The organism is Streptomyces auratus (assembly GCF_050433025.1).
GTDB classification, from domain to species: Bacteria; Actinomycetota; Actinomycetes; order Streptomycetales; family Streptomycetaceae; genus Streptomyces; species Streptomyces sioyaensis.
In genome coordinates this window covers 725,883-743,542 of record NZ_JBNGCB010000003.1, presented here as the reverse complement: position 1 = coordinate 743,542, position 17,660 = coordinate 725,883, and the positions used below count along the sequence as shown (strand labels likewise).

At 71.7% G+C, this 17,660-nt stretch carries 16 protein-coding genes; 10 read left to right on the top strand and 6 right to left on the bottom strand.

Going from position 1 to position 17,660, the window contains the following annotated elements; all coding sequences use genetic code 11:
• Nucleotides 1-9 precede the first annotated feature (9 nt).
• Both BKA18_RS22930 and BKA18_RS22925 read right to left on the bottom strand, forming a co-directional pair.
• Nucleotides 10-1,245, bottom strand: coding sequence for an adenylate/guanylate cyclase domain-containing protein (locus tag BKA18_RS22930; RefSeq protein WP_366044391.1), 1,236 nt, complete (start codon nt 1,243-1,245; stop codon nt 10-12).
• A 187-nt stretch (nt 1,246-1,432) separates the two neighbouring features.
• A complete protein-coding gene (locus BKA18_RS22925; RefSeq protein ID WP_366044392.1) occupies nt 1,433-2,386 on the bottom strand; it encodes a biotin--[acetyl-CoA-carboxylase] ligase in 954 nt (317 codons plus the stop codon).
• Between the two features lie 131 nt (nt 2,387-2,517).
• On the opposite strand from BKA18_RS22925, the gene BKA18_RS22920 reads away from it, so the two are divergent.
• The 7 genes from BKA18_RS22920 to BKA18_RS22890 all read left to right on the top strand — a co-directional run bounded on the left by BKA18_RS22920 (nt 2,518) and on the right by BKA18_RS22890 (nt 8,452).
• Nucleotides 2,518-4,107 (top strand): acyl-CoA carboxylase subunit beta, encoded by a 1,590-nt coding sequence (locus tag BKA18_RS22920; RefSeq protein WP_006603534.1) that lies wholly within the window; start codon nt 2,518-2,520, stop codon nt 4,105-4,107.
• Between the two features lie 49 nt (nt 4,108-4,156).
• Nucleotides 4,157-4,369 (top strand): acyl-CoA carboxylase epsilon subunit, encoded by a 213-nt coding sequence (locus BKA18_RS22915; protein WP_366044393.1) that lies wholly within the window; start codon nt 4,157-4,159, stop codon nt 4,367-4,369.
• A 135-nt stretch (nt 4,370-4,504) separates the two neighbouring features.
• On the top strand, nt 4,505-4,630 hold the full coding sequence (gene mmpB, locus BKA18_RS22910; protein ID WP_366044394.1) for a morphogenic membrane protein MmpB: 126 nt from the start codon (nt 4,505-4,507) through the stop codon (nt 4,628-4,630).
• A gap of 162 nt (nt 4,631-4,792) precedes the next feature.
• Nucleotides 4,793-6,277 (top strand): peptidoglycan D,D-transpeptidase FtsI family protein, encoded by a 1,485-nt coding sequence (locus BKA18_RS22905; RefSeq protein WP_366044395.1) that lies wholly within the window; start codon nt 4,793-4,795, stop codon nt 6,275-6,277.
• Nucleotides 6,278-6,321: 44 nt separating this feature from the next.
• Nucleotides 6,322-6,933 carry a Maf family protein gene (locus BKA18_RS22900; RefSeq protein ID WP_366044396.1) on the top strand — a complete coding sequence of 204 codons (612 nt, stop codon included), beginning with the start codon at nt 6,322-6,324 and terminating at the stop codon, nt 6,931-6,933.
• 55 nt (nt 6,934-6,988) lie between these two features.
• The gene (locus BKA18_RS22895; RefSeq protein ID WP_366044397.1) at nt 6,989-7,819 is read left to right on the top strand and encodes an MOSC domain-containing protein; all 831 of its coding nucleotides are present in this window, start codon (nt 6,989-6,991) and stop codon (nt 7,817-7,819) included.
• A 51-nt stretch (nt 7,820-7,870) separates the two neighbouring features.
• Nucleotides 7,871-8,452, top strand: a complete 582-nt coding sequence (locus tag BKA18_RS22890; protein WP_366044398.1) for a DJ-1/PfpI family protein — start codon at nt 7,871-7,873, stop codon at nt 8,450-8,452.
• 40 nt (nt 8,453-8,492) lie between these two features.
• Here BKA18_RS22890 and BKA18_RS22885 read toward each other — a convergent pair whose 3' ends face one another.
• On the bottom strand, nt 8,493-8,957 hold the full coding sequence (locus BKA18_RS22885) for a hypothetical protein (protein ID WP_366044529.1): 465 nt from the start codon (nt 8,955-8,957) through the stop codon (nt 8,493-8,495).
• Between the two features lie 482 nt (nt 8,958-9,439).
• Between BKA18_RS22885 and BKA18_RS22880 the strand changes: the two genes are divergently transcribed.
• Nucleotides 9,440-11,209: an acetyl/propionyl/methylcrotonyl-CoA carboxylase subunit alpha gene (locus BKA18_RS22880; RefSeq protein WP_366044399.1), complete on the top strand. Its 1,770-nt coding sequence runs from the start codon at nt 9,440-9,442 to the stop codon at nt 11,207-11,209.
• A gap of 90 nt (nt 11,210-11,299) precedes the next feature.
• Here the strand turns inward: BKA18_RS22880 and BKA18_RS22875 are convergent, their stop codons facing one another.
• Nucleotides 11,300-12,484 (bottom strand): alpha/beta hydrolase, encoded by a 1,185-nt coding sequence (locus tag BKA18_RS22875; protein WP_366044400.1) that lies wholly within the window; start codon nt 12,482-12,484, stop codon nt 11,300-11,302.
• Between the two features lie 377 nt (nt 12,485-12,861).
• Between BKA18_RS22875 and BKA18_RS22870 the strand changes: the two genes are divergently transcribed.
• Both BKA18_RS22870 and BKA18_RS22865 read left to right on the top strand, forming a co-directional pair.
• Nucleotides 12,862-14,130: a hypothetical protein gene (locus tag BKA18_RS22870; RefSeq protein ID WP_366044401.1), complete on the top strand. Its 1,269-nt coding sequence runs from the start codon at nt 12,862-12,864 to the stop codon at nt 14,128-14,130.
• A gap of 164 nt (nt 14,131-14,294) precedes the next feature.
• Entirely contained in the window at nt 14,295-14,849 is a 555-nt protein-coding gene (locus tag BKA18_RS22865) for a TetR/AcrR family transcriptional regulator (protein ID WP_366044530.1), read from the top strand.
• A 48-nt stretch (nt 14,850-14,897) separates the two neighbouring features.
• Here the strand turns inward: BKA18_RS22865 and BKA18_RS22860 are convergent, their stop codons facing one another.
• A complete protein-coding gene (locus BKA18_RS22860; RefSeq protein WP_429638767.1) occupies nt 14,898-15,851 on the bottom strand; it encodes a DeoR/GlpR family DNA-binding transcription regulator in 954 nt (317 codons plus the stop codon).
• A 339-nt stretch (nt 15,852-16,190) separates the two neighbouring features.
• Nucleotides 16,191-17,636 (bottom strand): NAD(P)H-quinone dehydrogenase, encoded by a 1,446-nt coding sequence (locus tag BKA18_RS22855; protein ID WP_006603551.1) that lies wholly within the window; start codon nt 17,634-17,636, stop codon nt 16,191-16,193.
• Between the last annotated feature and the right edge of the window lie 24 nt (nt 17,637-17,660).

Below are 17,660 nucleotides of genomic sequence, written 5' to 3'. Positions count from 1 at the left end.
CGGCCCCGGTCAGCCGCGGCGGCTCAGCAGCCAGGGCTCGACCACGCCCAGGCCGCGCACCGGCCGCTGCCACATCGGCTGGAGCGCGAAGCGGTACGACGGGGCCGGGCCGCCGGTGCCCTCCTCGGCGGCCTTCTCCGCGGCCGCGGCCTCGGCCTCGGAGACCGGCGCCTCGCCGATCCGGCCCAGCTCCTCGGCGAACGCCTCGTCCACCAGCACGGTGTCCTTCGGCGCTATCGAGGTCAGGCGGCTGGCGAGGTTCACGGTCGTACCGAAGACATCGCCCATCCGGGTCGTGACCGTGCCGAAGGCGATGCCGACCCGCAGCTCCGGCATCGTCTCGTCGTGGGTCATCGTCTCGATCAGCCGCAGGCCGATCTCGGCGGCGACGCCGGCGTCGTCGGCGGAGAAGAGGACCTCGTCACCGAGGGTCTTGATGAGCCGGCCGCCGTGCGCGGCCACCAGGTCGGAGCAGGTGGTCTCGAACGCCTCCACCAGCTCGCCGAGTTCCTCCTCCTCCAAGCGGCGGGTGAGGCGGGTGAAGCCGACCAGGTCGGCGAAGCCCACCGCGAGCCGGCGGTCGACCATCTCGGCGTCGTCCTGGGCCCGCACGACCCGGCCGGTGGCGGCGGCGAGCTGGCGCCGCCAGACGTAGACGAGAAACTCCTCCAGCTCGGGCAGCAGCAGCTCGACCAGCGGATAGGTGATCTCCGTACGGGTCAGGCCGGAGTCCTGGGGCTCGGTGAGGCCCTCCAGGAAGGAGTCGATCTGCCAGTCGGCCAGACGGGCGGTGGTCTGGCCCGTGGACCGGGCGACCTGGATGGCCATGGCCTCGCTCAGCAGGCCCGCCTCCACGAGACCGGCGAGGCGGCGCAGGGCCAGCACGTCGGCCTCGGTGAGGGCCTTGACCTGGCCGATGTCGGCGAAGCCCATGGCCCGCCAGAAGCGGGCCGCGAGATCCATGGAGACACCGGCGCCGCGGGCCGCCTGAAACGGGGTGTAGCGGCGGTCGGCGCCGAGGATGAGCTGTTCGAGGCGGATGGCGATGTTGTTCTCGTCGTCCTCGCCCCTGGCCGCCGGGGCGGTGCCCGCCGCGTCGGCCCGGTCCTGTGCGGAGGCTTCGGCGGGAACGCCGCCCGCACCGCCGTCCGAGGCCCGTACGGAGCCCTCGGGGGGGACGTCGCGCACGGCGTCGTCCTCGGTGTCCACGTCGCGCGGGGTGGCGCCCGAGTCGTCGGCGGTCACCGGCCGCTCCCTGTCCGATCCCTGCGCACTGCCCTTCCGATCACTGCTCGCCGGTGGTCCGCTCCCTGGCGGACCGCCTCAACGATACGGCAGGTGTGCTCTGGCTCACTCTCACATGTCGGCTCTGACCACGGAAGGGGAGGGGTGCGTCGGTGCGGCGGGCGGGTGGTCCGCCGGCGCCGGACGGTCACCCTTCGTGGCCGGCACCGTCCCCGGGCCCGGCCGGGGGCGCGGGGCGCAGATGGATGATGTCGCCCGCCCCGACCGGCTGCTGCATGCCGTCCGCGGTGGCCAGCACCAGGCGGCCGTCGCCGTCGATGGCCACCGCCTCGCCGGTGAGGTCGCCGCCGCCGGGGAGTTCGGCGCGTACGGAACGGCCCAGGGTGGCGCAGCCGGCGGCGTAGGCCTCCTGGAGGCGGCTGGCGGCGGGGTCGCCGTCGGCGGTCTGCCATTCGCCGTACCAGTGCTCCAGCGCGCGCAGGACGGCGCGCAGCAGCGGGTCGCGGTCGGTGGTGCGGGCGCCGGCCAGGGCCAGCGAGCCGGCCGTGGGCACGGGGAGTTCCTCGGCGGTGAGGGAGACATTGAGGCCGATGCCGACGACGACGCCGGCGCCGGCCCGCTCCGCGAGGATGCCGCCCGCCTTGCGTTCCGCGGCGGCCCCGCCCGTGCCGGACCCGTCCGTTCCCGACCCGCCCGATTCCTCGGCGGAAGTCACCAGGAGGTCGTTGGGCCACTTGAGTGCCGTGTCGACGCCGGCCGCGCGGGAGACGGCGGTGGCGGTGGCGACGCCGGCGAGCAGCGGCAGCCAGCCCCAGCGCTCCACGGGAACCCGGGGGGTGAGGTAGACGGAGAAGAAGAGGCCGGAGCGCGGGGGCGCCGACCAGGCGCGGTCGAGGCGGCCGCGGCCGGCGGACTGCTCCTCGGCCACCAGGACGGCGCCCTCCGCGGCCTCGCCCCGGGCCGCCCGCTCCGCCAGGTCGGTGTTGGTGGAACCGGTGGCGGGGACGACGTCCAGGGAGGTCCACAGCGAGCCGGGGCGCACCAGGGCCCGGCGCAGCCCCGTGGCGTTCAGCGGGGGGCGGCCCAGATCACTCCAGCGACCGGCATCTTTGTCCCGGTTTTCCGGTGGTTGAGGCGTCATGGGACCAGCCTAGGTGTGGTCAACGACGCAGTGCCGCTGAGCAGTCCCGCGGATACGCTACGAGTCGGTAGCCACACCCGTACCACCCTCAGTACGAGCACCAGTCCAGGACGAGCAGGAGCCGCATCCCGATGTCCGAGCCGGAAGCACACATCCACACCACCGCGGGCAAACTGGCGGATCTGCAGCGGCGGGTCGAAGAGGCCACGCATGCCGGTTCCGCCCGTGCCGTGGAAAAGCAGCACGCCAAGGGCAAGTTGACGGCGCGTGAGCGCATCGATCTGCTGCTGGACGAGGGCTCGTTCGTCGAGCTGGACGAGTTCGCGCGGCACCGGTCGACCAACTTCGGGCTGGAGCAGAACCGCCCCTACGGCGACGGAGTGGTGTCCGGCTACGGCACGGTCGACGGCCGCCCGGTGGCGGTCTTCTCCCAGGACTTCACCGTCTTCGGCGGGGCGCTGGGCGAGGTCTTCGGCGAGAAGATCGTCAAGGTGATGGACTTCGCGCTCAAGACCGGCTGCCCGGTCATCGGCATCAACGACTCCGGCGGCGCGCGCATCCAGGAGGGCGTGGTCTCGCTGGGCATGTACGGCGAGATCTTCCGCCGCAACACCCATGCCTCGGGTGTGATCCCGCAGATCAGCCTGATCGTCGGGCCGTGCGCGGGCGGCGCGGTCTACTCCCCCGCCATCACCGACTTCACGGTCATGGTCGACCAGACCTCCCACATGTTCATCACCGGACCGGACGTCATCAAGACCGTCACCGGCGAGGACGTGGGCTTCGAGGAGCTGGGCGGTGCCCGCACCCACAACACCACCTCGGGCGTGGCGCACCACATGGCGGGTGACGAGAAGGACGCCATCGACTACGTCAAGGGTCTGCTGTCCTACCTCCCGTCCAACAACCTCTCCGAGCCGCCGGCCTTCCCGGAGGAGGCGGACCTGGAGACCTCGGACACCGACCGTGAGCTGGACGTCCTGATCCCGGACTCGGCCAACCAGCCGTACGACATGGTCTCCGCGATCGAGCACGTCCTGGACGACGGCGAATTCCTGGAGACCCAGGCGCTGTTCGCGCCGAACATCGTCACCGGCTTCGGGCGGGTGGAGGGCCACGCGGTGGGCGTGGTCGCCAACCAGCCGATGCAGTTCGCCGGCATCCTGGACATCAAGGCGTCGGAGAAGGCCGCGCGGTTCGTGCGGACCTGCGACGCCTTCAACGTCCCGGTGATCACCTTCGTGGACGTGCCCGGCTTCCTGCCCGGCACGGACCAGGAGTACGACGGCATCATCCGGCGCGGCGCCAAACTGATCTTCGCGTACGCGGAGGCCACGGTCCCGCTGATCACGGTCATCACGCGCAAGGCGTTCGGCGGCGCCTATGACGTCATGGGCTCCAAGCACCTGGGCGCGGACCTCAACCTGGCCTGGCCGACCGCGCAGATCGCCGTCATGGGCGCGCAGGGCGCGGTCAACATCCTGCACCGCCGCACGCTGGCCTCGATCGAGGACCCGGCCGCCCAGGACGAGCGCCGCCAGGAGCTGATCCAGGAGTACGAGGACACCCTGCTCAACCCGTACGTCGCGGCCGAGCGCGGCTACGTCGACGCGGTGATCATGCCGTCCGAGACGCGCCGGCACATCGTCCGCGGGCTGCGCACGCTGCGCAACAAGCGCGAGTCGCTGCCGCCGAAGAAGCACGGCAACATCCCCCTCTGACCGGCAGCACCCGCCCAAGGACCGGCAAAGGCAAAGGAGGAGGTCGTCGATGATCAAGGTTGTACGGGGCAATCCCACCCCCGAGGAGCTGGCCGCCGCGCTTGCGGTGGTGCAGGCCCGCGCGGCGGCGGCCGCGACCGCCGCGCCCGGCGGGAAGGACCGCGGCACCGAATGGTCGGACCCCGCGTCCACGGTTCCGGCGCGGGCGCGGATGCCGCACCCGGGCCCGCGGGCCTGGCGGACGAGTTACTGGCCGCACTGAGCGGCCGCGACGTGCGGTGACCGGCCGGGCGGGCCGGTCATGTCGGTGCACAATGCACTGACTAGTCCTTTGCGTGTGTGGCGCCTGAGTACGCGTACTCAGGCGCCACATGCACAACGGGCACAGGATCGATACATGCTGTGGTCAGATCCGCCCGATGAGCCGCCTGAGGAGCTGCGCGAGGTACAGGCCAAGCTCCGCAGGCTGGGCATCGTGCTGGCCGTCACCGCGGTGCTGGTGATGCTGCTGCTCGCGGTATAGCCGCGCCCGTCACACCGCGGCCGCGGCGGGAGTTCCCGTGAAGCGGGAGGTAACGGTCACAGCCCACTCCCGCAACCATCGCCCCTGAAATCCCTTCTTTCCCTCCCGAGGGCGCAAATCGGTCACGGCGCCGAGCCGGCAGCCGAACGGGAGGGAAGAGCGATGAACAGGCCGTTGAGGCATACAGCCGTCTTCTGCGGGGTGCTGATGCTGGCGCTGCTGGTCCGTGCCACCTGGGTCCAGTTCGTCCAGGCCGACAAGCTGGCCAGCGACCCCAACAACCGCCGCGTCAAGATCGAGGCGTTCTCCTACCCGCGCGGCAACATCATCGTCGGCGGCCGGCCGGTCACCGGCTCCGTGGCGACCTCCGGCGACTTCAAGTACAAGCGCACGTACAAGGACGGCCCGATGTACGCGCCGGTCACCGGGTTCGCCTCGCAGGCGCAGGGCACCTCGTTCCTGGAAGGCGTCTACGGCAAGGTGCTCAGCGGCAAGGACGACCGGCTCGCCCTCAAGCAGGCCAAGGACGTGCTGACCGGCGAGAAGCCGCGCGGCGGCGATGTGCTCACCACCATCGACCCCAAGGCGCAGAAGGCCGCGTACAAGGGGCTGACCGACCTCGACGCCAAGGGCGCGGTGGTCGCCCTCGACCCGCGCAACGGCAGGGTCCTCGCGCTGGCCTCCACGCCCTCCTACGACCCCTCGCAGTTCGCCGGGATCTCCACCGCCGAGAGCAAGAAGTTCAAGGCGCTGGACGCCGACAAGAGCAAGCCGCTGAGCAACCGGGCGCTGCGCGAGACCTATGCCCCCGGCTCCACCTTCAAGATCCTCACCGCGGCCGCCGCCCTGGAGCACGGCGTGATCAGCGACATCAACGCCCCCACCGGCGCCCCCACCCCGTACCAGCTGCCGCAGAGCACCAACAAAATCGGCAATGACGTGGCCGGCGCCCCCTGCGACAAGGCCTCCCTCAAGACCGGTATGCAGTATTCCTGCAACAACGTCTTCCTGGACACCGCGCTCAAGGTCGGCAAGGACAAGATGCGCGAGACCGCCGAGAAGTTCGGGTTCAACTCCGATGTCTACGACAAGGACTTCGGCGACATGCTGGCCTCCAAGAGCCTCTACCCGGAGAAGCTCAACAAGCCGGACACCGCACTCACCGGCATGGGCCAGGGCAGCCTCACCAGCACCCCGATGCAGATGGCGATGGTGACCGCCGCCCTCGCCAACGACGGCAAGCTGATGATGCCGCACCTCGTCGACGAGGTGCGCGGCCCGGACCTGTCGACGCTGGAGAAGCCCGAACCGAAGCAGAAGTCCCAGGCCGTCTCCGCCGGCACCGCGAAGAAGGTGCAGGAGATGATGGAGTACACCGTCTCGGACGGCACCGCCTCCAAGGCCAAGATCGACGGCGTGACCGTCGGCGGCAAGACCGGCACCGCCCAGCACGGCATGGACGTCAACGACGAGCGCCCCTATGCCTGGTTCGTCTCCTACGCCAAGCAGAGCGACGGCTCCTCCCCGGTCGCGGTCGCCGTCTTCGTCGACCCCAAGGACATCGACATCCCCCGGTCGGAGATCGCCGGCGGCAAGCTGGGCGGGCCGATCGCGAAGTCGGTGATGGAAGCGGTGCTGAAGAAGTAGTCCGGGCACCCCTCGGCGCCCCGGGGCTCCGTACGATGGCGCACATGACCGAAGAGCCCCGCACCCGCCGTCTCGTCCTCGCCTCCCAGTCCCCCGCCCGGCTGGCCCTGCTGCGGCAGGCCGGGCTGGTGCCCGAGGTCGTCGTCAGCGGTGTCGACGAGGACGCGCTGAGCGCCGCCACACCCGGTGAGCTGGCCCGGATACTCGCCGAGGCGAAGGCCGCCGCCGTCGCCGCCCGCCCGGAGGTCCACGGCGCGCTGGTCGTCGGCTGCGACTCCGTCCTGGAGCTGGACGGGCGGGCGCTGGGCAAGCCCGCGGACGCCGAGGACGCCACCGCCCGCTGGAAGTCCATGCGCGGCCGCTCCGGCATCCTGCAGACCGGCCACTGCGTCATCGACACCGCGACCGGCCGCCAGGCGGCCGCCACCGCCTCGACCACCGTCCGCTTCGGCGAGCCGACCGACGACGAGATCGCCGCCTACGTCGCGAGCGGCGAGCCGCTGCACGTCGCCGGCGCCTTCACCCTCGACGGCCGCTCCGCCCCCTTCATCGACGGCGTCGACGGCGACCCGGGCAATGTCATCGGCCTGTCCCTGCCGCTGCTGCGCCGGCTGCTCGCGGACCTGGACGTGGCGATCACCGACCTGTGGACCTGACGCTCCCGGCGGTGAACCGCGGCGGCCTGCGCCGCCCGGGTCGTACGCTGCCCGCATGGCGACCGTTGTCGAACTGATCAGCTACCCCGTCAAGGGCTGTGCCGGCACCCCGGCGGCCCACGCGGAACTCACCCCCGCCGGCCTCCGGCACGACCGCAGCTTCATGGTCGTCGGGACGGACGGCGTGTTCCGCAGCCAGCGCAAGGACCCGAAGCTGGCGGTGATCCGGCCCGAGGTCAGCGCCGACGGGACCCGGCTCACCCTGTCGGCGCCGGGAGTTGACCCCCTCCGGTTCGTCATCGACCCCGGCACGGGGACGGCGGCCCGGGCGGAGGTCGAGATGTTCGGCACGCCGTACCGCGCGGTCGACCAGGGCGCCGAAGCGGCCGGCTGGCTCTCGGAGGTGCTGGGCGCGCCCAGCCGGCTGGTGCGCGTCCCCCCGGAGCACGGCCGGGTGACCGACGGCCTCACCCCCGGCACGTCCGGCTTCGCCGACAGCAGCGCCGTGCACGTCCTCTCCCGCGCCTCCCTCGACGACCTCAACGCCCGCATCACCGCGGCCGGCCGGGCACCGCTGCCGATGAGCCGCTTCCGGCCCAACCTCGTCGTCGACGGCTGGAGCGAGCCGGGGACCGAGGACCGGGCGCGGCGCCTGACCGTCGGCGACTGCGAGCTGGGCTTCACCAAGCTCGCCGTGCGCTGCGCCGTGACCCTCGTCGACCAGCGCACCGGCGGCAAGGCGGGCCCCGAGCCGCTGCGCACGCTCGCCTCCTACCGGCGGGTGCCGGAGGGCGGGGTGGCGTTCGGCTCGAAGTTCTCCGTGCTGAGGACCGGAAAGGTGGCGGTCGGCGACGCATTCCACGTCACCGACTGGGGAACCGATTGATCCGGAACGACTCGATCGCCCCGATCGACGCCATCGCGAGGAGTGCGCTGCATGCCCAAGATTCTCATCATCGCCGGCGACGCCACCGAGGACCTGGAGTTCTTCTACCCGTACCAGCGGCTGCTGGAGGAGGGCTACGAGCCCCGGATCGCCGCCCCGACGCACAAGAAGCTGCAGTTCGTCGTCCATGACTTCGTCGACAACTTCGACACCTACGTCGAGCGCGAGGGCCACTCCTGGCCGTCCGACCTCGCCCTGTCCGACGTCGATCCGACCGAGTACGCGGCGCTGGTGCTCCCCGGCGGCCGGGCCCCCGAGTACCTGCGCAACGACGCCGACTACCGGCGCCTGGTGAGCCACTTCTTCGACGCCGACAAGCCCGTCGCCCACATCTGTCACGCGGCGATCACCCTGGCCCCGCTCGGCCTCCTCAAGGGCCGCCGGACCGCCGCCTATCCCGCCTGCGCACCGGACGTGGAGATGGGCGGCGGGACCTTCGTCGACGACTCGGCCGTGGTGGACGGCAAGGTCGTCTCCGCCCGCGCCTGGCCCGACCATCCGGACTGGATGCGCGCGTTCATGGAGGTCCTGCGGGAGCACGCCCCGGTGAAGAAGAGCGCCGGGGACCGCTGAGCACCCGCCCGGCGCCCAACTCGGCCCGGGAGCGAGGGCGTCAGGCAGACGTAGGAGCGGCCGGCGGTACGCCGTTCGGGGGGTTTTCCGCGTTTCCGCGCGCGTCCCCCGGACGGCCCTCCCCGTACGCCACCAGCGTCAGCACCAGCAGCCCCAGCACGACCATCAGCGCGAGGAAGGCGACCCAGCCGGCCAGCCCGACGGCGAGCGCGCCCAGGACCCCGTGCACCACGGCACAGCTGATGAGGCAGATGCGGGCGAAGCCGGCGGGGGCACGGTCCCGCAGCGCGCCGCGGACCAGGACGGCCGCGCAGAGCAGCAGATAGAGCCCGAAAACGCCGCCGCCGATCCAGGTTCCGGCGGACATCGCGCGCGTCTGCAGCCCGGCCAGGGACATCTGCTGCCGGTCCACGACGATGCTCAGGATCCAGTTGAGCAGCACGATCCCGAACGCCTCCAGGACCAGGACCACCGCCGCGACCAAGGCCACCGGCCGTCGGGCCATCGTCACCCCGTCCACCCACTTCCGCCGTTTTGCCGTGCCCGGTCGCCCAGGTGGGCGCCGGTTCCCGCGTTTTCCGCCGTTACCGCAAGTACAGAAGACATCGGGCACGCTACTAATGGGTAATGCCTGGGGCAAGGGTTCTGCACGGGTGGATACGGACCATGGCGAGCGGCGCGCGGCGGCACGCCGGAGGGACGGAGCCGACCGCAAAGTTTCCTTCGCCCATTCGTAGGGACTCCACAAAGAATTGACGATCCGCAGGACGCCAGAAGCGCGAGACCTAAGCCACACCAGGACTCCAGCCGGAGCCCAGGAATCCGGGCCTACCCTGGGACACCAGGGGACTTAGGTCTCTCACTGGCGCCCCGAGCACACTCCGTGTGGGCAAGCTCACCCCAGGGAACGGGTCGGCACGCGGTGTCGCCAGTCCCTAAAATCGCCGCATCCATAAGTTACGGCGAAGCGCCAAGGAAGGACCCATCGTGCGCAAGGTGCTCATCGCCAACCGTGGCGAAATCGCTGTTCGCGTTGCCCGTGCATGCCGGGACGCGGGGATCGGGAGCGTAGCCGTCTACGCCGACCCCGACCGGGACGCCCTGCACGTCCGCGCGGCAGACGAGGCGTACGCCTTGGGCGGTGACACACCTGCCACCAGCTACCTGGACATCGCCAAGGTCCTGGCCGCCGCCGCCGATTCCGGCGCCGACGCCATCCACCCCGGCTACGGCTTCCTGTCGGAGAACGCCGAGTTCGCCCAGGCCGTCCTCGACGCCGGACTGACCTGGATCGGCCCGCCGCCCCACGCCATCCGCGACCTCGGCGACAAGGTCGCCGCCCGGCACATCGCCCAGCGCGCCGGTGCCCCCCTGGTCGCCGGCACCCCCGACCCGGTCTCCGGCGCAGAGGAGGTCGTGGCCTTCGCCAAGGAGCACGGCCTGCCCATCGCGATCAAGGCGGCCTTCGGCGGCGGCGGCCGCGGCCTGAAGGTCGCCCGCACCCTCGACGAGGTGCCCGAGCTCTACGACTCCGCGGTACGCGAGGCGGTCGCCGCCTTCGGCCGCGGCGAGTGCTTCGTCGAGCGGTACCTCGACCGCCCCCGGCACGTCGAGACCCAGTGCCTGGCCGACAAGCACGGCAACGTCGTCGTGGTCTCCACCCGCGACTGCTCGCTCCAGCGCCGCCACCAGAAGCTCGTCGAGGAGGCCCCGGCCCCCTTCCTGAGCGACGAGCAGAACGCCGAGCTCTACCGCGCCTCCAAGGCCATCCTCAAGGAAGCCGGCTACGAGGGCGCGGGCACCTGCGAATTCCTCGTCGGCCAGGACGGCACCATCTCCTTCCTGGAGGTCAACACCCGCCTCCAGGTCGAGCACCCGGTCACCGAAGAGGTCACCGGCCTCGACCTGGTCCGCGAGATGTTCCGGATCGCCGACGGCGAAGAGCTCGGCTACGACGACCCCGCGGTGCGCGGCCACTCCTTCGAGTTCCGCATCAACGGCGAGGACCCGGGCCGCAACTTCCTCCCGGCCCCCGGCACGGTCACGAAGTTCGACGCGCCGGCCGGCCCCGGCGTCCGCCTGGACGCGGGCGTGGAGTCCGGCTCGGTCATCGGCCCCGCCTGGGACTCCCTCCTCGCCAAGCTGGTCGTCACCGGCGCCACCCGCGCGCAGGCCCTGCAGCGCGCCTCCCGCGCGCTGGCGGAGTTCACCGTCGAGGGCATGGCCACCGCCATCCCCTTCCACCGCGCGGTCGTCACCGACCCGGCCTTCGCCCCCGAACTCACCGGCTCGGCCGACCCGTTCACGGTCCACACCCGCTGGATCGAGACCGAGTTCGTCAACGAGATCCCGCCGTTCACGGCGCCCGGCACCGACGAGGCCGAGGCGGACACCCGCGAGACGGTCGTCGTCGAGGTCGGCGGCAAACGCCTGGAGGTCTCGCTGCCGTCCTCGCTGGGCATGCCGCTGGCCCGCGCCGCGGTCGCCGGCGGTGCCAAGCCCAAGCGCAAGGCCGCCAAGAAGTCCGGCTCCGCCGCCTCCGGCGACACGCTCGCCTCCCCGATGCAGGGCACCATCGTCAAGGTCGCCGTCGAGGAGGGCCAGCAGGTCACCGAGGGCGAACTGGTCGTCGTCCTGGAAGCCATGAAGATGGAGCAGCCGCTCAACGCGCACCGCTCCGGCACCATCAAGGGCCTGACCGCCGAGGTCGGCGCCGCCCTCACCTCCGGCGCCGTCATCTGCGAGATCAAGGACTGACGCGCCACCATCCGATAGACGCGAGGGGCTCCCGGCGGATGCGCCGGGAGCCCCTCGCGTCTCCGGGAACCCTCTGCCCGGCTGTCACGGCTAGGAATTCCCCACCACATCCTCCGGGAACGTCAGCGAACGGCTCATCCACTGCAGCGCCGCGGGGAGTTCACGCCGCCAGGTGGCGAAGTTGTGGCTGCCATGGTCGAGCACGACGGACTCCGCCTTCATCGGCGGCTTGACGGCCGCCAGAAACGCCCTGGCCGCCGGGTAGTTCTTCTCCCCGCTGCGGCTCGTGCCGACAAGGACGTCCACCTGGGGTGCGGGCAGATGCCGCAGCCGCCACATCAGATCGTGCTCCTGACGGCGGCGGACCCGGTCCCGGCCGTCACCGAAGAGATTGCCGGTGGTGGGATCGTCGGCGACCTTGTAGTCGGGGGAGAGCGCGGCCGCCGAGGTGTACGTACGGTCGTGCCGCATGGCGAGCTGGAGGGCACAGCTGCCGCCCGAGGAGTACCCCATCACCCCCCAGCCGCCGGGGTCGTGGCCGACGCGGTAGTGCGACCGCAGCGCGTCCGGCACATCGCGGGCGAAGAACGTCTCGGCCTGCGGGCCGCCGGGCACGTCGACGCACTGGGTGTCGCGCGGCGGGGCGATGGTGGGCCGCAGCATCACGATGACCGTCGGCTGCATCCGCCCGTCCCGGATCAACTGCGCAGCGGTCTGCGGCAGCCGCAGGTGCTGACCGAGCAGAAAGGTGCCGCCCGGATAGCCGCTGAGCGCGACGATGACGGGGAACCGCTGGCGGGCGTACTGGGGCTGGAAGTACTGCGGCGGCAGATACACGTACGCCGGGTCCACCGCCCGGGTCCGCTTGCCGACGATCCGTACGGACTCCACCCGCCCCGCCGTCGCCGGTGCCCCCTTCGGCAGTCCGTGCACCTTGTCCAGACCGTCCGGCCCCGACGCCTGCACCAGTCCCTTCGACGGGTCGCCGACCGGACCGGCCGCACCCCCGTCACCCCACTTGCCGACGGCGCCCGGCGCATCGTCGTAGAGCCCGAGCAGCTCGTGCCAGGACGCGTAGAACTGGAAGTTGGCGTTCACGGCGAGGCCGAGCGCCGCCACGATGGCCAGCTGCGTCCCGGCGATCACCCCGAGCCGCCCCAGCAGCGGCCGCACCCCGCGCCCCGCGAACCGCGGCCACAGCCAGAGGGTCAGTCCCACGCAGACCACGGCGGCCGCGGCCATGGCGTACAACAACGACCGGCTGGTCAGTCCCATGACGATCCCCAGATGTCCGCGCCGCGGCCCGCTCCCCCGGCGGCCTGCCACGACGTAATCCCGGGCCTCCGGAACATCCCCGAAGACCTCATTCCGCCTGGTTTGATGGCGCGTACGGGGGCGGCGTTGCGGGCCCGGCGAGGTGTTCGGATGCCCGACTCCTGCGGTATGCCGGGACTTCACGCACCGTCCCCCGGGCAGACACGGGACGGTTCGCGAGGCCGGTTCACGGGAACGCCGGCGGGGGCACGTCACGGGGAGGAACACACCGCCCGCCAACAACGGAACAACAACGGGCACGCGCCACCCTCAACAACCGCCCGGCCCTCGGACAGCCGGAACCCACCCGGCCCCCCACCAAGGAGACAACCGGCACCGTGACCACGGAACTCCGCCACCTGACGGGCGCCCGCCAGGCCCTCACCGTCATCCTCCCCGTACGGCTCCCCGCCCCGCCGACCTGGGAGCAGGGCCCGCTGCCGTTCGAGCTCGGCAGCCGCCGTGCCGACACGGCCACCCGGCAGACCTACTTCACCCCCTCCGCGGCCCGGGTCCTCTACGGAACCCCCGAACGCCCGTGCCGCTGGCACCGCTTCGAGAGCCGCACCCACGGCCCGCTGCACCTGCACGGCATCGAACTGCTCCGCACCGCCACCGCCCGCCACCCCGGAGCCGCCCTGGCGGTCCTGCACTTCCTGGTCGAGGGACCCGCGCTCCTGGAAACCCTGCGGGCCATCGGCCACCGCCACTCGGCGGACCCCGACCCCCTGGACGGGCCACTGGCACCGGAGACCCTCCTGGCGGGCGTCGCCGTCCCCGAAACCTCCGAGGCGCCGTTCGCCATCGCCCGCCCCTACACCATCGCCTTCCTCACCCCCCGGGCCGCGCACACCACGGCCCTGCGCCAGGGCGACCGGCTCCCCGCCACCGCCGACCAGTGGCTGTGGTCCCTGGCCTCCCGCTCCACCGCCGCCGACTTCCCGCTGGCACCGGAGCTCATGCCGTCCCAGATGAAGCACGCGGTGCGGATATCCGCCGACTGGAGCGCCCTCGTGCTCCGGCACGGCGCGGCCTTCCTCGGCCACCGTCCGGACGGCGGCGACGGCGACTTCTACGACTTCGGCGCCGTGCACCACCGCACCGTCTACCTCGACGCCCTGCTGCTCGGCACCGTCCAGCGCGACCACATCGACGAACTCACCGAGGCCCTCTCCGGCGTCTTCGACGGCCCCAAACTCGGCGCCCGCGTCGCCGCACTGGAAACCCAGATCGCCGGCTTCCGCAGCACCTACTGGCGCCAGCATCTGACCGCCCACGGCCCGGCCAACGAACTCCTCCTCGCCTACCAGGCCCAGTACCGCCTCCCCGACCGCTTCACGGAAATCCTCGCCGAGGCAGCCGACTACGCCCGGCTCGTCCAGACCCAGGACAACCAGCAGATCGCCGGCGCCCTGGGCGTCCTGACCATCCTCGGCCTCCCCCTGGGCACCGCCCTGAGCATCCTCCAAGTCCTCGACGACCACGCCCCCACCCACCTCCTCCTCGCCCTCACCACCGCAGCCCTGGCCACCGCCCTCGCTTTCACCACCCGCTACGGCCGACTCGTGCTGTCGTCGCTCCGGAACCGGGTGGGGGCGAGGGACTGACGGAACCCCCCGAGCCCCCGCCCCGCAATGGCATCCTGGAGCCACCGGGCCGCGACCGGCCGGGTCGAGGGAGGACGGCGATGGCGACCGAAACGGCAGGGCAGCGGCAGGCGGCGCAGGGGCCGGTGGCGTCCGCACCGGTGCGGACGCAGGACGTACGCCCCATGCGGGCCGATGCGCGCCGCAACTACGAGCGGCTGCTGGCCGAGGCCCGTACGGCGTTCACGGCGCACGGCACGGACACCTCGCTGGAGGACATCGCGCGCCGCGCCGGCGTCGGCATCGGCACGCTCTACCGGCACTTCCCCAACCGGACCGCCCTGATGGGCGCCGTCTTCCAGGGCGAGGTGGACGCGCTGCTGGCCTACGCCAGGGAGCTGGCCGACGCGCCGCAGCCGTGCGCCGCGCTGGTCGCCTGGCTGCGCGCGATCATCACCCACGCCAGCACCTACCGCGGGCTGTCCCGTGCGCTGATGACGGCATCGTCGGACGAGAACTCGGGGATGGCGCGGTGCTGCGTGCCGATGCGGGAGGCCGGCGATGCGCTGCTGACCCGCGCCCAGCAGGCCGGGGCCGTACGCCCGGACGTGAGCATCGGCGACCTGATGCAGCTGACCAACGGCATCGCGCTGGCCGTCGAGGAATCCCCGGACGACCCCCAGCTCGCCGACCGGCTGCTGACGCTCACCCTCAGCGGGCTGAAGGGGGAGAGGCGCTGACGGTGCCGGTGCGGCGCGCCCGGCAGGCGCGCCCCCGGCTCCTGCGTTTCAGCGCCGCCGTGGGGCGAGATCCGCGACCCGGCCGCCCGAGGCCTCGGTCAGTGAGGGGGCCGAGCGGAGCTGTGGCCCCCCGCCCGCGCCGCCCGGAGGATGGCTGCGGCGCTGCCCCGGCAGTGGGACGTCCCGCCGGGGGCCTCTTCGGTCTCCCGCGCCGCCCTCCATACCCGGCTGCCCCGGCCCGTGACCGCTGGCGCCCGAGCCGTTGGCGACGGCGATCTGTACGCCCTGATCGGCCAGCGCCTGGAGCTCCGTGGCGGCACGGTCGTCGTGACCCGGCGGCTCGTCGGTGACCAGCCGCGTGATCACATCCGTCGGCACGGTCTGGAACATCGTGTCGGAGCCGAGCTTGGTGTGGTCGGCGAGCACCACCACCTCCCCCGCCGCCTGCACCAGCGCCCGGTCGACGCTGGCGGAGAGCATGTTGGACGTGGACAGCCCGCGCTCGGCGGTCAGCCCACTGCCCGACAGGAAGGCGCGGGACACCCGCAGGCCCTGGAGGGACTGTTCGGCACCGCTGCCGACCAGCGCGTAGTTGGAGCCGCGCAGGGTGCCGCCGGTCATCACGACCTCGACGCGGTTGGCATGGGCCAACGCCTGGGCAACGAGCAGGGAATTGGTGACGACGGTCAGGCCGGGCACCCGGGCGAGCCGGCGGGCCAGCTCCTGGGTGGTCGTTCCCGCCCCGACCACGATGGCCTCGCCCTCTTCGACGAAGCCCGCGGCGAGATCGGCGATGGCCGTCTTCTCCGCGGTCGCTAGATGGGATTTCTGTGGGAATCCGGATTCGCGAGTAAAGCCTCCCGGCAGGACCGCACCGCCGTGCCGGCGGTCCAGCAGTCCTTCTGCCTCCAGCGCCCGCACATCCCGCCGTACGGTTACTTCGGAGGTCTGGACGACGCGGGCGAGCTCCCGGAGCGATACGGCTCCGTTGGCGCGCACCATTTCAAGGATCAATTGGCGACGTTCTGCAGCGAACACGAAACTGACAGTAACGCCAACGACCGTCTGTTTTCAGCAGGTTGCACCAATTAACGGAAGTTGTTCACACCGCGGAGCGTGACGTGGTATGCGGTGTGCATATGTCGTGCGGAGGTCGAACTGCCGGGCGATAGGACCCGCTTGCGGCCTGGTCAGCCGCCCTCCCGGCCCCCACGACGGGGGGCGGCCCGGAAGTGACGGTTCCCGGCCGGCGCAGGGACGTTTCATCCACAGTGCTCACCGGGGGAACGCACATGCGAATCGATCGCCCTCGTCCGCCGCCTGCCGTCCGGTCACCGGCTGCTACTCACTGCCCGCCTTACGGGTGTGCAGCTGGCGGGCGACCTCGGCGATCGAGCCGGACAGCGACGGGTAGACCGTGAAGGCGCTGGCGATCTGCTCGACGGTCAGATTGTTGTCGACCGCGATCGAGATCGGGTGAATCAGTTCGCTGGCACGCGGCGAGACGACCACACCGCCGACCACGATGCCGGTGCCGGGACGGCAGAACAGCTTGACGAAGCCGTCGCGGATGCCCTGCATCTTGGCGCGCGGGTTGCGCAGCAGCGGGAGCTTGACGGCCCGGGCGTCGATCTTGCCGCTGTCGACATCGGCCTGGGAGTAGCCGACGGTGGCGATCTCCGGGTCGGTGAAGACGTTCGCGGAGACCGTCTTGAGGTTCAGCGGCGTGACCGCGTCGCCGAGGAAGTGGTACATCGCGATCCGGCCCTGCATCGCGGCGACGGACGCCAGCGCGAAGACGCCGGTGCAGTCACCGGCCGCGTACACGCCCGGGGCGGTCGTGCGGGAGACCTTGTCGGTCCAGACGTGGCCGGACTCCCTGAGCTTGACGCCGGCCGCCTCCAGACCGATGTCCGCGGTGTTGGGGATCGAGCCGACCGCCATCAGACAGTGCGTACCGGAGATCGTGCGGCCGTCGGCCAGGGTGACCTCGACACGGTCGCCGACCCGTTTGGCCGACTGGGCCCGCGAGCGCGCCATGACGTTCATGCCGCGGCGGCGGAAGACGTCCTCCAGTACGGCGGCGGCATCCGGGTCCTCGCCCGGCAGCACGCGGTCACGGGAGGAGACGAGGGTGACGCGGGAACCGAGTGCCTGGTAAGCACCGGCGAACTCGGCGCCGGTGACACCGGAACCGACCACGATCAGCTCTTCGGGCAGCTCGTCGAGGTCGTAGACCTGCGTCCAGTTCAGGATCCGCTCGCCGTCGGGCAGCGCGTCGGGGATCTCGCGGGGGTGCGCGCCGGTGGTGATCAGCACCGCGTCCGCGATCAGGCCCTCCGAGGTGCCGTCGGCGGCGGTGACCGTCACCTTGCGGGAACCGTCCGGCGCCTGGCCCGGCTCCAGCCGGCCGCGGCCGCGCATGACCCGGCCGCCGGCACGGGTCACCGAGGCGGTGATGTCATGCGACTGGGCGAGCGCGAGACGCTTGACCCGTCGGTTGACCTTGCCGAGGTCGACGCCCACGACCCGGGCGGGCCGGTCCACGTACGGGGTGTCGTCCTCGACGATGATGCCGAGCTCCTCGTACGACGAATCGAAGGTGGTCATCACCTCGGCCGTGGCGATAAGAGTCTTCGACGGCACGCAGTCGGTGAGCACCGACGCCCCGCCCAGACCGTCGCAGTCGACGACGGTCACCTCCGCGCCGAGAGAGGCGGCCACCAGGGCCGCTTCGTATCCGCCGGGTCCGCCACCGATGATCACGATCCGAGTCACGTACTCCATTGTCCCGCACGCCCGTACGGCGCT

Coding starts and splice junctions, on each gene's coding strand:
- mmpB (WP_366044394.1), top strand. CDS start 4,505: ATGCTGTGGTCAGATCCGCCCGATGAGCCGCCTGAGGAGCTGCGCGAG.
- BKA18_RS22875 (WP_366044400.1), bottom strand. CDS start 12,484: ATGGGACTGACCAGCCGGTCGTTGTTGTACGCCATGGCCGCGGCCGCC.
- BKA18_RS22915 (WP_366044393.1), top strand. CDS start 4,157: ATGATCAAGGTTGTACGGGGCAATCCCACCCCCGAGGAGCTGGCCGCC.
- BKA18_RS22860 (WP_429638767.1), bottom strand. CDS start 15,851: ATGGTGCGCGCCAACGGAGCCGTATCGCTCCGGGAGCTCGCCCGCGTC.
- BKA18_RS22905 (WP_366044395.1), top strand. CDS start 4,793: ATGAACAGGCCGTTGAGGCATACAGCCGTCTTCTGCGGGGTGCTGATG.
- BKA18_RS22855 (WP_006603551.1), bottom strand. CDS start 17,636: ATGGAGTACGTGACTCGGATCGTGATCATCGGTGGCGGACCCGGCGGA.
- BKA18_RS22900 (WP_366044396.1), top strand. CDS start 6,322: ATGACCGAAGAGCCCCGCACCCGCCGTCTCGTCCTCGCCTCCCAGTCC.
- BKA18_RS22890 (WP_366044398.1), top strand. CDS start 7,871: ATGCCCAAGATTCTCATCATCGCCGGCGACGCCACCGAGGACCTGGAG.
- BKA18_RS22895 (WP_366044397.1), top strand. CDS start 6,989: ATGGCGACCGTTGTCGAACTGATCAGCTACCCCGTCAAGGGCTGTGCC.
- BKA18_RS22925 (WP_366044392.1), bottom strand. CDS start 2,386: ATGACGCCTCAACCACCGGAAAACCGGGACAAAGATGCCGGTCGCTGG.
- BKA18_RS22865 (WP_366044530.1), top strand. CDS start 14,295: ATGCGGGCCGATGCGCGCCGCAACTACGAGCGGCTGCTGGCCGAGGCC.
- BKA18_RS22920 (WP_006603534.1), top strand. CDS start 2,518: ATGTCCGAGCCGGAAGCACACATCCACACCACCGCGGGCAAACTGGCG.
- BKA18_RS22885 (WP_366044529.1), bottom strand. CDS start 8,957: ATGGCCCGACGGCCGGTGGCCTTGGTCGCGGCGGTGGTCCTGGTCCTG.